The following is a 14,509-nucleotide window of genomic DNA, read 5'->3' on the forward strand; positions in this document are numbered from 1 at the left end:
ACAGCACGGATCAACACCGCGTCCATGCGTGTTCTGCATTTTTTCAAGACCTACCTGCCTGACAGCTTCACCGGCGTCGAACGCGTCATCCACCAGATTGCCGAAGCCACCGCGCCGCTGGGGATCAGCAGCGATGTGCTGTCGCTGAGCCCAAGGCCGAGCGCTGAGTCGATTGCTGTGGGGCAGCATTTTTCGCATCAGGCGAAGCAGGATTTATATGTCGCCTCGACGGGGCTGTCCCTGTCGGTGTTCGGGGCCTTTCGGCGGCTCGCGGCAGAGGCCGATATCGTGCACTACCACTTCCCCTGGCCGATGATGGACCTGGTGCATGTGCTGAGCCGGACGGGCAAGCCGGCGGTGGTGACCTACCACTCCGATATCGTCAAGCAGGAGCGGCTGCTGCGGCTCTACCGGCCGTTGATGGATCGGTTTCTGGGCTCGGTGGATGCGATCGTGGCGACATCGCCGAACTACGTCGCGAGCAGTCCGGTGCTGTCGCGCTATCGCGACAAGCTATCGGTGATCCCGATCGGGATCGGCGATGAAGCGGCCGTCAACGTTAACACAATGACAACATATGAGACGCGTCTGGGGCGCGGATTCTTCCTGTTTCTGGGTGCGTTGCGCTACTACAAGGGCCTGCCGTTTCTACTCGATGCCGCGCGGCTGACGGGCTTGCCGGTGGTTATAGCCGGGTCGGGCGACACCGCCGCCATCGAGCGGATGGGGCTGGGCAACGTCACCGTCCTTGGGGAGGTCAGCGAGGCGGAAAAGCTGGCGCTGACAAAGCTTTGCAGGGCGTTCGTGTTTCCCTCGCACCTGCGGTCCGAGGCGTTCGGGGTGGCCCTGCTGGAGGCCGCAAGGGCCGGCAAGCCGATGATTTCGTGCGAAATCGGCACGGGGACGAGCTTCGTGAATGAGCACGGGGTGACGGGGCTGACCATCGCGCCGGCCGATCCGGTGGCGCTGGCGGAGGCGATGGTTTCGCTGGCAAAGAATGCCGAACGCTGCCGGCAGATGGGCCTCGCGGCCCGCGCGCGGTATGAAAACCTGTTCACCGCAAGGCAGATGGGGCAGGCTTATGCCGCGCTCTACCACAAGCTCGGTGCCGCATGAAAATCCTGGTAACCGGCGCAAGCGGATTTGTTGGTCGCGCGACGGTGCGTGCGCTGCGCGCGGGCGGGCATGAGGTTGTCACGGCGGGGTTTTCGAGCAGTGCGGTGGATTTTCGCATCGGGCTGGGGGCGGATGCGGATTGGTCGGCGGCGGTGGCCGGGTGTGATGCGGTAGTGCATGCCGGCGGGCTGGCGCATGTGCTGGATCGCGCAGCGGCAGCGGCGGCCGAGACGTTCGAGGATATCAATGTGGGCGGCACGCTGACGCTGGCGCGCGCGGCGGCGGACGCGGGTGTTGGGCATCTCGTGTTCATCAGCTCCATCGCGGCGGTTGGCGAGCCTGATGGGGGGGCGTTGCGGGAGAGCGATGCGCCACGGCCCGCCACGCCTTATGGGCAGTCCAAGCTGGCGGCTGAGCGGGGGCTGGCGGCGATTGCGGCAGAGACGGGGTTGACGGTCACGAGCCTCCGGCCGCCGCTGGTTTATGGACCCGATGCCGGTGGCCGGTTCCGGCAGATGCTGCGCTGGTGTGCGCTGGGCCTGCCGCTGCCCTTTGGCGGGATCGAGAACCAGCGCAGTTACCTGGCGGTGGATAATCTGGCGGATGCGGTGCTGGTTTGCCTGTCGCGGCGGGACGCGGCGGCTGGAGTATTTCATCTGGCGGATGAGGGGGTGCTGTCGACGCCGGAGCTGCTGCGGCTGATCGGCGAGGGGCTGGGCAGGCCGGCGCGGCTGTTCGCGGTGCCTTCGGTGATGTTGCGGGCGATGCGAAGGGTTGGGCTGGCGCAGCCGATCGACAAGCTGTCGCAAACGCTGGTGGTGGATGGCTCGGCGTTTCGGCAGAGGCTTGGCTGGGTGCCGCCGGTCAAGCTGCGCGATGGGATCGTGGATGCAGCGCGGCGCTATCGGGGGTTGGACGCGTGAGCCTGGGGGTTCTCTGCCTTGTGGCGGCGCTGCTGAGCTGGTGCCTGACGATAGCGCTGGAAAAACGCGCAGAGCGGATGGGGCTGGTGCAACAGCCCAATCACCGGTCCTCGCATGTGGTGCCTACGCCGAGCGGTGGCGGGGTGGCGATTGCCGTGGCGACGTTGGTGGCGGGGAGCGTACTGGGATTGCCGCTGGTGCTGGTGGCGGCGGCGCTGATTGCGACGCTGGGGTTTGTCGATGATCTGCGCGATCTGCCGGCGGCGCTGCGGTTTCCGGTTCAGGGCGTGATTTTTGGCGGGCTGCTGTGGGTAGTGGGGCCGCTGCCGCCGATCGGGATCGTGGGAGGGGTGGTGCTGGCCGTCGTCGTGCTGCTGGCGGGGCTGTGGTGGCTGAACCTCTTCAATTTCATGGACGGGATCGATGGGCTGGCGGGGAGCCAGGCGGTGTTGATCCTGTGCGGGTTCTGCCTCGTGTGGTGGACGGCGGATGCCGATGCGGTGAGTGCGCCGGCGTTCTGGTTGGCGCTGGTGACGGCAGCGGCGACGTTGGGCTTCCTGCTGCGCAATTGGCCGCCGGCACGGATCTTCATGGGCGATGCAGGATCGAACGCGCTGGCGCTGATCGTGTTCGCTATCGCTCTGCTGACCATTGCCGATGGCGGAATGCGATACGAGGCCTGGCTGATCCTGCCCGCGGTGTTTGTTTCGGACGCGACGGTGACCTTGCTGAGGCGCGTCGCGCGGGGTGAGCGGCCCTGGCATGCCCATCGCCGACATGCCTATCAGCAGTTGGCGCGGCAATGGGGGCACCGCCCCGTGACGCTGCTTTATGGGGCGCTGACGATTGCGTGGGCGCTGCCGCTGGCGTTTTTGGCCCAGCATGCTGCCGGCTGGGGCTGGCCGCTGGTGGTGCTGGCCTATGCGCCGCTGGCGGGCTGCGCCGTTTGGGCCAAGGCTGGTGCGGCGGGCGAGATGTCTGCCTGAGGGGCAGATTCGGCGACGAAATCGAAGAGGATCGCGCGGGCGGCGGTTTCGTCGCGGGCAGCAAGGGCCTGCTCGAGCTTGTCCAGCGCATACTGCAGGTCGTTGATCTCGCCGCGTCCAAGGGCACGCAGGATCTTGGGGTGGCGGGTCGGCTGCGCACTGGCCGGGTCGTAGAATAGTTCCTCGAACATTTTTTCGCCCGGCCGGCTGCCGACGGTGACGATCTCGACGCTGCCGCCGGGGTTGGCGGCGTCGCGCACGGTTTCCCCTGCCAGCTGGATCATGTTGCGGGCGAGATCGGAGATTTTGACCGGCTCGCCCATTTCGAGGAGGAACGTATCCCCGCCCTCGGCCAGCGCGCCCGCCTGCACGATCAGTTCAGCCGCTTCGTGGATGGACATGAAATAGCGCGTCATGTCGGGATGGGTGAGCGTGACAGGCCCGCCATTGGCGATCTGTTCTTCGAACAGGGGCACGACCGAGCCGTTCGACCCCAGCACATTGCCGAACCGCACCGCGCTGAACCGCTGACCCGTGCCACTGGCACTGGCCTTGCCGGCAAAGTGGCGCATGATGAGTTCGGCCCAGCGCTTGGTGGCACCCATGACATTGGTGGGGCGCACGGCCTTGTCGGACGAGATCAGGACAAAATCGCGCACGCCGGCCTCGAACGCCGCCTGGGTGACGGTGAGCGAGCCGAACACATTGTTACGCATGCCCTCGAGCGCATTGGCCTCCACCAGCGGCACATGCTTGTGCGCCGCTGCATGGAACAACACCTCGATGTTGTGCTCGGTCAGGACGCGCGACAGCAGGGCCGCGTCGGTGGCCGAACCGAGCACGGGAATAACGGGGAACGATGCCTTTTGGCTCAGCGCGCGATGCGCATTGTAGAGGGCAAATTCGTTCTGCTCGAACAGGACCAGCAACTTCGGAGACCACAGCGTCACCAGCCGGCACAGCTCAGAACCGATCGAGCCGCCAGCGCCGGTAATCATGATCGAGCGGTCGCGGATCATGTCGCGCAGCAGATCGGACTCGGCCGGAACCGAGGAGCGGCCCAGCAGCTCGTCGATGTCGATCTCCTGGATCTGGTTGACCAGGTACTTGCCCGTGAGCAGATCGGCGATATGGGGCAAGGTGCGGATCTTGATCGGGTACTGGGTCAGATTGGAGACGATCTGCTGGCGTCGCTCGGGCGTCATCGAGGGCATGGACAGGATGACTTCTTCCACGCCATAATTATCGATCAGCGTCGGCAGTTCGGATGGCGGATAGACCCGCTGGCCGGCAATGTCGCGGCCATGCAGGCTCTTGTTGTCATCGATAAAGCCAAGGATCAGCCGCCGCCCCTGCGAACGCAGGGCCACGGCCAGTTGCGAGCCTGCCTCGCCGGCGCCGTAGATCACGATCTGGCCGCGCCGGAGTTGTTCCTTTGGCGGGGCCCAGATGAAGGTCTTGGCGGCAAAGCGGCTGCCGGCGATCATCACGCCACCGATCAGCCAGTAAAAGAAGGGTACCGAGCGCGGCACGATGCCATTGCCGGCCATTTCGGACACGAAGGCAACGGCAACCCAGCCCAGCGCAGCCAGGGTCATGGCCTGCAGCATCGTCCATATCGCGCGCTCTGGCAGGTAGCGGATAACCGCACGATACAGCCCCATCCGGATGAAGATGGGAATGGCCACCAGGGGAGCGGCACCGATCATCAGCCATTGCCGTGGCCGGGGCACGAAGAAATCACCATAGCGCAGGGCGTAGCTGCACCAGACGGCGGCCACCAGCACCACGATATCAAAGCATATCAATACGACACGCTTGAGGGGACGCGGCATATCGGCCAGCGCCGTTCTCATGGGTTCGAAGATCGACAAATTCTATCCGACTCTGACACGGCTCGATGCAGCAGGCAGCGCCCGCAGCCAGTACATTTAATTACCTAGTCTGTGGCGGAAATGAAAGTGGCCCATCATTTGCCGCTGCAGCGCAGAGAGCGCCGCCTGCCGACACGCAAGGTTCATCTACCTTCCGGCACCAGCGGAGCATAGCCATGCTTCGCTATGATCCAGAAGAAAACATCTGTCCAGCCAGTTGTAAGGGGGCACTCAAAGAGGCAGTTTGCGTTTCAGAATTCCCGCTCCTGTGAGCTGGTTGAACAAGGAGAACATGGATGAAGCTGCTCAAATTGCTGCCCGCCCTCGTGGCGCTGGCCGTTGCTACCCCCACCCTGGCGCAATCGGCGCTCGACCAGATCAAGGAAGCGGGCGCCCTGCGCATCGGCACCGAGGGCACCTATGCCCCGTTCACCTTTCATGACGACACCGGCGCGCTGGTGGGTTTCGACGTCGAGATCGGCCGTGAAATTGCCGAACGCCTTGGGGTTGAGGCCGAGTTCGTCGAAGGCTCGTGGGACGGTTTGATCGCCGGGATCGACGCCAACCGTTATGACGTCGTCATCAACCAGGTGGGCATTACCGAAGAACGCCAGGCGAAATACGACTTCTCCGAACCCTATATCGCCTCCAAGGCCGCCCTTGTGGTGCGCGGCGACAATACGGACATCACCAGCTTCGAAACCCTGTCAGGCAAGAAATCGGCCCAGACCCTGACCAGCAATTACGGCAAGCTGGCCCAGCAATATGGCGCTGAAGTCGTGCCCACCGAAGGGTTCGACCAGTCCATCGCGCTGGTGCTGCAGGGCCGCGCCGACGCTACCATCAATGACAGCCTCTCCTATTTCGACTTCAAGACGCAGCAGCCCGATGCCGACGTGAAGATCGTTGCCACCGAAGCGGACGCCGATTTCTCGGGCGTGCTGCTGGCCAAGGGCAAGCCGGAACTGGTCGATGCGATCAACGTGGCGCTGGCGGAGATCAAGGAAGACGGCACCTATGCCGAGATTTCTGAAAAGTACTTCGGCGAGGACGTCTCGCAGTAACGCCCAAGGCGTAGTATCGGTAGGGATCGGCCAGGCTGCTGGCCGGTCCCTTTTTCATGACGTGACGGACCCCGCGATGCCGCATTGGCTTTCCCTGATGATCGACTCGCTGCCATCGCTGCTGCTGGCATGCGTGATGTTCACCATACCGCTCACACTGCTCTCGTTCGTGCTGGGGCTCGGCGTTGGTTTTATTGCCGCCATTACGCGGCTGTTTGCGCCGGCGCCGTTTGCGGCCATCGTGCGCTTTTATGTCTGGATCATCCGGGGCACGCCGCTGCTGGTGCAGCTGTTTCTGATCTTTTATGGCCTGCCCAGTGTCGGCATCGTGCTCGACGCCTTTCCGGCGGCCCTGATCGGCTTCACGCTCAATGTGGGCGCCTATACTTCCGAGATCATCCGTGCCGTGCTGGTGTCGGTACCCAAGGGGCAATGGGAAGCGGCCTATTCCATCGGCATGACCTGGGGTCAGGCCATGCGCCGGACCATCCTGCCGCAGGCAACACGCATTGCCGTCCCGCCGCTGTCCAACACCTTTATTTCGCTGGTCAAGGATACATCCCTGGCCGCGGCCATCACCGTGCCCGAGCTGTTCCGCGCCGGGCAGCGCATCGTCGCCACGAGCTATGAACCGCTGATCCTTTATATCGAAGTCGCGCTCATCTACCTCGTCGTGAGCTCGGTGCTGTCGAACCTGCAGGCGCGCGTGGAAAAGCGCTTCTCCCGCTATGGCGGCTTTATTGAGGCAGCATCATGATCGCGCTGACCGATATCCATAAGCATTTCGGCGAGCTGCACGTGCTCAAGGGCACCAGCATTATCGTGCCCGAAGGTGGCGTCACCGCACTGATCGGGCCTTCGGGAAGCGGCAAGAGCACGCTGCTGCGCTGCGTCAATTTGCTGGAAATGCCGCAATCGGGGCGCGTGGCGATTGATGATGCCGTGATCGATTTTGTGCCCGGCGGCAAGGTGCCGCGCGAGGCGGTGCTGCGCTTGCGGCGCAAGACCGGCATGGTGTTCCAGAATTTTCAGCTGTTCCCGCATTTGAGTGCCGTCGAGAATGTCATGGAAGGGCTGGTGACAGTGCTGAAATGGCCGCGCGACAAGGCTCGCGGCCGTGCCCTGGAACTGCTGGAAAAGGTGGGCATGACCGCCAAGGCGGATGCCTGGCCCGCCAATCTGTCGGGTGGGCAGCAGCAGCGCGTGGCGATTGCCCGGGCGCTGGCCCCTGCTCCCAAGGTGCTGCTGTGTGACGAGCCGACCTCGGCGCTCGATCCGCAACTGGCGGGCGAAGTGGTGGAAGTGCTGGCGCAATTGGCGCGCGACGGAACCACCATGCTGATGGCCACCCATGATCTGCGGCTCGCCGCGACGATTGCCAGCAATGTGGTGTTTCTGGATGCCGGGGAAATCGTGGAGGCGGGGTCCGCGCGGCAGGTGTTCAGCGCGCCAGTGGATGAGCGGACGAAGCGGTTTATTTCGACGCTGACGGCGCAGGTTTCGTTGGGTTGAGCGGGGGTGGCGCGGAGACCTCATGGTGAGCTTGTCGAACCATGAGAGCGGGCGAGTGGAGCGCTTGGGTGCCACGACCTCGTGGTTCGACAGGCTCACCATGAGGTCTACTGGGTCGATGCTGACTTGCAGGAAATTCTCTAGCGCCGCCCTCTGGGCCTTCGTCTGCCAAATGCTCTAATCGACAAACCATTCCGCATGGGCGATGGCGAGTTTCGGCAGCGAGGTCAGGATTTCGCTGAGGTGTTGGTGCATGCCGGCTTCGACGGCGTCGGGATCATGCCTGCGGATGGCGTTGGCGATGACGGCGTGCTGCTCGATCAAGGTTTCGATGGGGGTGGCGTCGGATAGCGAGAGGTAGCGCACGCGGTCCATCTGCGCCTTGAGGTTTTCTAATAGGCGCCAGGCATGGTCGCAATCCGCCGCCTGGGCGATGGCCTGGTGGAAGGCCTCATCGAGCCGCAGGAAATCGGCGTGGTCCCCCGCGGCATTGGCGGCGCGCTGCCGCTCGATCAGCCGGTCCAGAATATCATGATGGCTGCTGGCGGCTTCGGTCGCGGCTTTGCGCGCCACCGCAACTTCGATGGCCTCGCGGATGAAGCGGGCGTTCTCGACTTCGCGCCGGGAAATCATCACCACGGACGTGCCGCGCTGCGGTCGGATTTCCACCAAGCCCACCTCGGCCAGCTTGATGAAGGCCTCGCGCACGGGCTGGCGCGATACGCCGAACTGCCGCGCCATTTCGGCCTCCGATAGCGGGTCCCCCGGCCGCAATTGCAGCTGCACGATGGCTTGGCGCAGGGCGTCGAACACCCGATTACCCACGGTGACCGGGCGTGCATAGGCGCTGATGCTGTCGTTAAAAGGCAAAACCATCGTCGTGTTGACTCCCGTATACTACCATACTACCATTTATAGACAGTCGTTGCCTAGAGGGACGGCGCGTTGCGGCTTCGGCCGCCCAGGGAGGAAATATCATGAAATTCATACCGCTTGCTGCGGCTCTTGCCGCTGGCCTTGTTGTTTCGTACGCAGCCCCGGCCCTGTCGGCCGACTATACGCTGAGCGTCAACACGGCGCTTGCCACCTCGGACCCCCTCTACAAGGGCCTCGAAGCCTTCCGCGACAATGTCGCCACAGCCTCCGACGGGGCCATTGAAGTCAAGCTGTTCCCCAATTCCCAGCTCGGCGCCGACGAGGACGTGCTTGAGCAGGCGCGCGCCGGCGCACCCGTCGCGGTGGTCGTCGATGGCGGGCGCCTCGCGGCATTCGTCAATGAATTCGGCGTTCTCGGCGCGCCTTACCTGGCCTCGGGCTATGACGGCATCCGCAAGGTCGTGGTTTCGGACCAGTTCGAGGAATGGGTGCAGAAGCTGCATGACGCCTCGGGTCACCAGGTGCTCTCATTCAACTGGTGGCAGGGCGAGCGTCACCTCTGGACCAAGATGCCGGTCAATGTCCCGGCAGACCTCGCAGGCAATCGCATGCGCACGCCGGGCGCTCCGGTCTGGGTGGAAACTATCAGCGCCATGGGCGCGACCCCGACCCCGATGCCATTCGCCGAAGTCTATTCGGCGCTGGAGCAGAACGTCATCGATTCCGTGGAAGCCCAGCTTCCAGCGGGCCAGGGGGCAAACCTGCAGGAAGTGACGTCCGTTCTGACCAAGACGGCGCATATCAACCTCATCACCGGCCTCGTCACCTCCGGTCCGTGGTTCGACAGCCTGCCTGCGGAATTGCAGACCATACTGCGCGATGAGGCCCTCAAGGCCGGCGATATCGCGTCCTATGGCACCCAGGATGCCCTCGCAGAGATCGAAGCCGATCTGCTCGCCAAGGGCATGACCATCAACGAAATCGACGTGACCCCGTTCAAGGAAGCCACCGCCGGCGTCTATGAGACGCTCGGTTATGGCGCCCTGCGCGACGAGCTGCAGGCCATCGCCGCTCAGTAACCCCGAGGCACAGCGGGCCCTGCGGGGCCCGCAATCCTTCACCTATCGGAACGATCATGCTCAAGCGTTTGGCTCAACTGGAGCTGGCGATCTGCTTCGCCCTGCTCGCCGGCATCACCGGCCTCGTTTTCACCGCCGCCCTGATGCGGTTCTTCGGCCATCCCCTGATCTGGTCGGTCGACATGGCGCAATTGCTGTTCATCTGGTTGTGCTTTTTCGGCTCGAACAAGGCCATGCGCGAGAAATCCCATCTGGGCATGGAAGTGCTGGTGACGCGGCTGGGCTATCAGCGCCGTTTCTGGCTGGAAGTGGCCTGTTCCGTGCTGATCCTGGCGTTCCTCGCCGTACTGACGGTGGAGGGCTGGAAGCTCACCATGCTCAACCGCGAACGCACGTTCGGGGACAGCACGCTTTCCTATTCCTTCGTGACGGTGGCAGTGCCGGTTGGCTGCGTGCTGCTGGGCGCGACGCTCATCTACAACATGCTTCGCGCCTTCCGCGGCCGGCAGCAGGAATTGCTGATCTACAACCGCACGCAGGCCGAAATCGAAGCCTCCGCGCCGACGCTGGAGCTCTAGCATGCTGCTGATCAGTATCGTCTTTGTCGTCCTGATGGTCCTCGGCATGCCCGTCGCATTCGCGACCGGCATTTCGGGCTTCATCTTCTTCATGACCACCCAGGGCATGCCGATGTCCATCGGCGTGCAGAAGATCGCCTCGATGAGCCAGAGCTTTCCCCTGCTCGCCGTGCCGTTCTTCGTGCTTGCCGGCCATCTGATGAACGAAAGCGGCATCACCTCGCGCCTGCTCAAGGTCGCGATGATCGCCGTGGGCTGGATGTCGGGCGGTCTGGCGCAAGTCGCCATCGTGCTCTCGACGCTGATGGGAGGCGTCTCGGGTTCGGCAGTGGCCGACGCCGCCATGGAAGCGCGCATCCTCGGGCCGACCATGGTCGCCAAGGGCTATGGCAAGGGCTTTTCGGCCGCCGCCATCGCCGTGGGGTCACTGATTACCGCGACCATTCCACCCTCGATCGGGCTGATTCTTTACGGCTTTGTCGGCAATGTCTCGATCGGCCGGTTGTTTCTCGCGGGCATCATCCCCGGCGTCCTGATGATGGCCGTGCTGATGCTGACGACCTATCTGATTGCCAAGAAACGCAAATACGTGGTCGCCGACAGCAAGCGCCCGACATTCAAGGCGCTGGGGCTGGCCTGCTGGGATGCGAAATGGGCGCTGCTGTTTCCCGTGGCGCTGGTGCTGGCCATTCGCGGCGGGCTGTTCACGCCGTCCGAAGTGGGTTCGGCCGCCGTGGTCTATGCGCTGGCCATCGGCTTTTTCGCCCATCGCGAACTGACCATGGAAAAGGTCTGGCGCAGCTTTGGCCAGGCCACCTCGGACGTGGGCCTGATCATGCTCATCATCCTGATGAGCGGCATGGTCGGCTATGCCACCATCTACCTGCAGGTTCCCCAGGAACTGGCCGGCTGGATGCTCGAAGGCATCACCGATCCCAACATGATCGTCCTGGTCATCCTGATCTTCCTGCTGGTGGCGGGGCTGGCGCTCGACAGCACGGTGATGGTGCTGTTGCTGACGCCGATCTTCGTGCCGATCATCACCCAGGTGGGCATGGACCCCGTGCATTTCGGCATCCTGATGATGTCGATCGTGACGCTGGGTGGCATGACCTGGCCGAGCGGGTCGGCGATGTTTGCCGTGTGCTCGCTGATGAATGTGTCGATCGAGGAATATTCCATCGAATCGATCCCCTTCATCGGCGCCGTGGTGGCGCTGATCGCCGTGCTGCTGTTCGTGCCGGACCTGGTGCTGTGGCTGCCGCGCATGGCGTTCGGCAGCTGATTTCCTGCGGGCTGCACGCAAGGCAGCCCCGCTCTTTGCCTTTTCGGAGTTCTTCCATGAGACAGACCTGGCGCTGGTTCGGCCCGCAGGATCTCACCAGTATCGACGACATCATCCAGAGCGGGGCCGAAGGTGTCGTTTCGGCGCTGCACCATGTGCCCAATGGCGCGGTGTGGACACCCGACGAGATCGCCCTGCGCCAACGCCAGATTGCGACGCGCAAGGATGGCACGCCCTCGGGCCTGGCCTGGGAAGTGGTGGAAAGCCTGCCGATCTCGGAGGACATCAAGAAGCAGACCGGCGATTGGCGCACCCATATTGCCAATTACCGCACCAGCATGGAGCACGTCGCCGCCGCTGGGATCGAGGTGATCTGCTACAATTTCATGCCGGTGCTGGATTGGACGCGCACCAACCTGCGCTGGCGCCTGCCGCATGGCGGCACCTGCATGCGGTTTGACATCAATGATTTCGCCGCCTTCGATATCCATATCCTGGCCCGTCGCGGCGCGCGCGAGGATTATACCGACACCATCGTGGCGGAGGCCGAAGTGCGTTTCGCGGGGCTTGATGATGCGGAGCGCGCGGCGCTGACGCGCAGCGTCACCATGGGCCTCCCCGGTTCGACCGACACCATGTCGCTCGACGAGATGCGCGGGCATCTCGATCAATATGGCGATATCTCTGCCGAACAGTTGCGGGCGCACTTCATCGATTTCCTCGAACAGGTCGTGCCGCATGCCGAAGAGCTTGGGCTGCGGCTGTGCTGCCACCCCGATGATCCGCCGTTTGCCCTGCTTGGGCTGCCGCGCATCATGTCGACGGCAGCCGACTTCCGGACCATCCTCCAGGCAATCGATAGCCCGGCCAACGGCATGACCCTATGCTCCGGCTCGCTCGGCGCGCGACCGGACAATGACCTGCCCGCTATCATGGCCGAGCTTGGCGATCGCGTGCATTTCCTCCACCTGCGCAACGTCAAGCGCGAGAGCCCGGCGATGAAGGGTTCGTTCCACGAAGCCGAGCACCTTGAAGGCGATACCGACATGGTGGCGCTGATCGGCGCGATCATCGCCGAAGAACGGCGGCGCAAGGCGGCGGGGCGTGCCGATTGGCAAATCCCGATGCGGCCCGATCATGGGCAGGATATTCTCGATGACCTCAACCGGATCGCCCAGCCCGGCTACCCGACAATCGGGCGGATGAAGGGGCTGGCCGAGCTACGCGGCATCACGCGGACGCTGGAGCATGGGGATGTTTCGTACCGCAGTGCAGGGACCCTGCCCCGCTCCTGATCGACGCGAGCTTGCCACATTGGCCTGCGCCTACTCCACTCCCTGTAAACTCCGGGAGTTAGGCCATGAGAATAGCGGTTTTTGGAACGGGTGAAGTCGGCTCTGCGGTAGCGGGCAAGCTCAAGGCCATCGGCCATGACGTGGTATTCGGATCGCGCCATCCGCGCGATCCCCAGGATGGCATTGCCGTGCTGAGCCACGAGGATGCAGCACGGCACGGCGAGTGGATAGTCAACGCCCTACACGGGGAGGATGCGCTGGCCGTCTTTCCCGAGCTGCCGATGGCAGGCAAGCTGCTGGTCGACATCGGCAACTTTCAATCTGCGATCGACGGGCCGGTAACGCAGACATTGGGTGAGACGCTCCAGCGTGCCTTGCCGCAAACCCGCGTGGTCAAGGCGCTCAATTTCGTCAGCGCCCAGCTGATGGGCGAACCGCAGCGGCTGGAAGGCACACATACCGTCTTCGTCGCCGGCAATGACGCCAACGCCCGTGAGGAAGTCATCCGCCTTCTGGAGAGTTTCGGCTGGAAGGATGTTCTGGATCTGGGCGATCTCACCGCCTGCCGCGCCATGGAGCAGTTGGCGCCGATGTGGATTCGCCTGAACCAGAAGCTAGGACATGTCTATTTCAACCTTGCCGTGGTGCGGGCGCCGGAGGGCGGCGATCACGGGAACTGAGAGATGGCTCCCGGGCTCCCCCATTCAATCAACCCAGTCGTGCCGGGAAAGGCTGTGTCCGCCGGCGTGCGGCGCCATTGAGAAGAACTCCCGACACTGCAAGGAGCGGCAATAGAGCGCCGACCCAGCCAAGATCGTCGACCGAACCATATTGAAGCACCAAACCTCCCAGGAGCGAACCACCCGCAATTCCCAGATAGAGCGCGGAAGCATTCAGTGAAAGCACCAGCGGCGCGCTGTTGGGCGCGAGGCTCAGCAGGTGACTGGATTGTGCTGGGGGGAATGCCCAGCCAGTAACGCCCCACATTAGCACGATGACAAAGAAGACCGGGCCGGCAAATGGAGCAGGAAGCTGCCCAACGACCGAGATGGCCGATAGCATCAGGGTCCCCAGCAGCGCCGCGCCGATAACGGTGGGGCGCGCGCCAATCCTGTCGGACAACTGACCGCCAACTGCATTGCCGAAGGCCGCACCCACCCCGAACGTCAGTAACACCGCAGGCACGAGTTCACTTGACAGGCCGATGGATTGGGTCGTGACAACCGCCAGGTAGATGATAACGGTGAAAGCTCCTGCAAGGGTCAGCAGCGTCGTGAGCAAGGCGCCTGGAACGCCCGGCAGCGCTGCTGCAGCCACACGCTGGCGCAGGCTCAACTGCTGGCCACGAAGTCCCGCGGGCAGCAAAATCCAGATCGAAATGGCAGCGATCAGCGCAAAAACCGCAACCATCGCATAGGCGGCGCGCCAGCCGGCAAAGCTCGCCACCAAGGCGCCCAGTGGAGCGCCGAAGGCAACGGCCATGGTGGTGCCGCCGACAATGACTGCAATTGCTCGAGCCCGATGGTCCGGCGACGAGATAGCAACTCCAGTTGCCTGCGCCGTGGCAGTGTAAAGGCCCGCAGAGAGGGCCATCAAAATGCGGGCGGCCATCAGGTCGAAATAGCCTTGGGACAGCCCCGCCCAAATGGCGCCACTCGCGAATACGACCGCGGCACCGCTGAGAATTCGGCGCCGATCCGCAGTGCCGCTGAGCGCGGCGAGTACTGGCGCACCAAAAGCGTTCGACAGCGCGAAGACCAAAACCAGATAGCCAGCCTGAGCCAGTGTCGCGCCGGTCGATTCAGCGATCTGCGGCAAAATACTGGAAATTGCGAAGCTTTCGACGCCAATGGCGAATGTGCCCACTGCCAACCAGACGAGTCGGATGTCCATGCTCGGATCCTTTGTCCAAAATTTATTG

The 14,509-nt window shown here is 63.5% G+C and carries 14 protein-coding genes; 11 read left to right on the forward strand and 3 right to left on the reverse strand.

Annotated features, from left to right (window positions below; all coding sequences use genetic code 11):
* Window positions 1-24: 24 nt before the first annotated feature.
* Genes C8264_RS10230 through C8264_RS10240 form a run of 3 tightly spaced genes read left to right on the forward strand, consistent with a single transcriptional unit; the run spans window position 25 to window position 3,025 of the window.
* A complete protein-coding gene (locus tag C8264_RS10230; RefSeq protein WP_108460889.1) occupies window positions 25-1,116 on the forward strand; it encodes a glycosyltransferase in 1,092 nt (363 codons plus the stop codon).
* Window positions 1,113-2,039 (forward strand): NAD-dependent epimerase/dehydratase family protein, encoded by a 927-nt coding sequence (locus tag C8264_RS10235; RefSeq protein ID WP_108460890.1) that lies wholly within the window; start codon window positions 1,113-1,115, stop codon window positions 2,037-2,039. The genes C8264_RS10230 and C8264_RS10235 overlap by 4 nt, the downstream gene beginning before the upstream one ends.
* The gene (locus C8264_RS10240; protein ID WP_205245662.1) at window positions 2,036-3,025 is read left to right on the forward strand and encodes an MraY family glycosyltransferase; all 990 of its coding nucleotides are present in this window, start codon (window positions 2,036-2,038) and stop codon (window positions 3,023-3,025) included. Before C8264_RS10235 ends, C8264_RS10240 begins: the two co-directional genes overlap by 4 nt.
* Here C8264_RS10240 and C8264_RS10245 read toward each other — a convergent pair.
* Window positions 2,959-4,899, reverse strand: a complete 1,941-nt coding sequence (locus C8264_RS10245; RefSeq protein ID WP_108460892.1) for a polysaccharide biosynthesis protein — start codon at window positions 4,897-4,899, stop codon at window positions 2,959-2,961. The two genes, C8264_RS10240 and C8264_RS10245, sit on opposite strands and share 67 nt — an antisense overlap.
* A gap of 296 nt (window positions 4,900-5,195) precedes the next feature.
* Here C8264_RS10245 and C8264_RS10250 point away from each other — a divergent pair, with 296 nt between their 5' ends.
* The 3 genes from C8264_RS10250 (at window position 5,196) to C8264_RS10260 (ending at window position 7,475) form a co-directional block, all read left to right on the forward strand.
* Window positions 5,196-5,963, forward strand: a complete 768-nt coding sequence (locus C8264_RS10250) for an amino acid ABC transporter substrate-binding protein (RefSeq protein WP_108460893.1) — start codon at window positions 5,196-5,198, stop codon at window positions 5,961-5,963.
* Window positions 5,964-6,039: 76 nt separating this feature from the next.
* Window positions 6,040-6,720 (forward strand): amino acid ABC transporter permease, encoded by a 681-nt coding sequence (locus C8264_RS10255; protein ID WP_108460894.1) that lies wholly within the window; start codon window positions 6,040-6,042, stop codon window positions 6,718-6,720.
* Window positions 6,717-7,475, forward strand: coding sequence for an amino acid ABC transporter ATP-binding protein (locus tag C8264_RS10260; protein ID WP_108460895.1), 759 nt, complete (start codon window positions 6,717-6,719; stop codon window positions 7,473-7,475). The genes C8264_RS10255 and C8264_RS10260 overlap by 4 nt, the downstream gene beginning before the upstream one ends.
* Window positions 7,476-7,652: 177 nt before the next feature.
* Here C8264_RS10260 and C8264_RS10265 read toward each other — a convergent pair whose 3' ends face one another.
* Entirely contained in the window at window positions 7,653-8,351 is a 699-nt protein-coding gene (locus tag C8264_RS10265) for a GntR family transcriptional regulator (protein WP_108460896.1), read from the reverse strand.
* 101 nt (window positions 8,352-8,452) lie between these two features.
* On the opposite strand from C8264_RS10265, the gene C8264_RS10270 reads away from it, so the two are divergent.
* The 5 genes from C8264_RS10270 (at window position 8,453) to C8264_RS10290 (ending at window position 13,268) form a co-directional block, all read left to right on the forward strand.
* Window positions 8,453-9,430, forward strand: coding sequence for a C4-dicarboxylate TRAP transporter substrate-binding protein (locus C8264_RS10270; RefSeq protein WP_108460897.1), 978 nt, complete (start codon window positions 8,453-8,455; stop codon window positions 9,428-9,430).
* A 56-nt stretch (window positions 9,431-9,486) separates the two neighbouring features.
* Complete coding sequence (locus C8264_RS10275; protein WP_108460898.1) at window positions 9,487-10,008, forward strand: TRAP transporter small permease; 522 nt, start codon at window positions 9,487-9,489, stop codon at window positions 10,006-10,008.
* A 1-nt stretch (window position 10,009) separates the two neighbouring features.
* Window positions 10,010-11,293 (forward strand): TRAP transporter large permease, encoded by a 1,284-nt coding sequence (locus C8264_RS10280; protein WP_108460899.1) that lies wholly within the window; start codon window positions 10,010-10,012, stop codon window positions 11,291-11,293.
* A 56-nt stretch (window positions 11,294-11,349) separates the two neighbouring features.
* Entirely contained in the window at window positions 11,350-12,588 is a 1,239-nt protein-coding gene (gene uxuA, locus C8264_RS10285; RefSeq protein WP_108460900.1) for a mannonate dehydratase, read from the forward strand.
* A gap of 65 nt (window positions 12,589-12,653) precedes the next feature.
* Complete coding sequence (locus tag C8264_RS10290) at window positions 12,654-13,268, forward strand: NADPH-dependent F420 reductase (RefSeq protein WP_108460901.1); 615 nt, start codon at window positions 12,654-12,656, stop codon at window positions 13,266-13,268.
* A 28-nt stretch (window positions 13,269-13,296) separates the two neighbouring features.
* On the opposite strand, the gene C8264_RS10295 is transcribed toward C8264_RS10290, so the two are convergent.
* Complete coding sequence (locus tag C8264_RS10295) at window positions 13,297-14,481, reverse strand: MFS transporter (protein WP_108460902.1); 1,185 nt, start codon at window positions 14,479-14,481, stop codon at window positions 13,297-13,299.
* Window positions 14,482-14,509: the final 28 nt, after the last annotated feature.

Source organism: Devosia naphthalenivorans (genome assembly GCF_003056355.1).
Taxonomy (GTDB): Bacteria; Pseudomonadota; Alphaproteobacteria; order Rhizobiales; family Devosiaceae; genus Devosia; species Devosia naphthalenivorans.

Coding starts and splice junctions, on each gene's coding strand:
- C8264_RS10230 (WP_108460889.1), top strand. CDS start 25: ATGCGTGTTCTGCATTTTTTCAAGACCTACCTGCCTGACAGCTTCACC.
- C8264_RS10235 (WP_108460890.1), top strand. CDS start 1,113: ATGAAAATCCTGGTAACCGGCGCAAGCGGATTTGTTGGTCGCGCGACG.
- C8264_RS10250 (WP_108460893.1), top strand. CDS start 5,196: ATGAAGCTGCTCAAATTGCTGCCCGCCCTCGTGGCGCTGGCCGTTGCT.
- C8264_RS10255 (WP_108460894.1), top strand. CDS start 6,040: ATGCCGCATTGGCTTTCCCTGATGATCGACTCGCTGCCATCGCTGCTG.
- C8264_RS10260 (WP_108460895.1), top strand. CDS start 6,717: ATGATCGCGCTGACCGATATCCATAAGCATTTCGGCGAGCTGCACGTG.
- C8264_RS10265 (WP_108460896.1), bottom strand. CDS start 8,351: ATGGTTTTGCCTTTTAACGACAGCATCAGCGCCTATGCACGCCCGGTC.
- C8264_RS10270 (WP_108460897.1), top strand. CDS start 8,453: ATGAAATTCATACCGCTTGCTGCGGCTCTTGCCGCTGGCCTTGTTGTT.
- C8264_RS10275 (WP_108460898.1), top strand. CDS start 9,487: ATGCTCAAGCGTTTGGCTCAACTGGAGCTGGCGATCTGCTTCGCCCTG.
- C8264_RS10280 (WP_108460899.1), top strand. CDS start 10,010: ATGCTGCTGATCAGTATCGTCTTTGTCGTCCTGATGGTCCTCGGCATG.
- uxuA (WP_108460900.1), top strand. CDS start 11,350: ATGAGACAGACCTGGCGCTGGTTCGGCCCGCAGGATCTCACCAGTATC.
- C8264_RS10290 (WP_108460901.1), top strand. CDS start 12,654: ATGAGAATAGCGGTTTTTGGAACGGGTGAAGTCGGCTCTGCGGTAGCG.
- C8264_RS10295 (WP_108460902.1), bottom strand. CDS start 14,481: ATGGACATCCGACTCGTCTGGTTGGCAGTGGGCACATTCGCCATTGGC.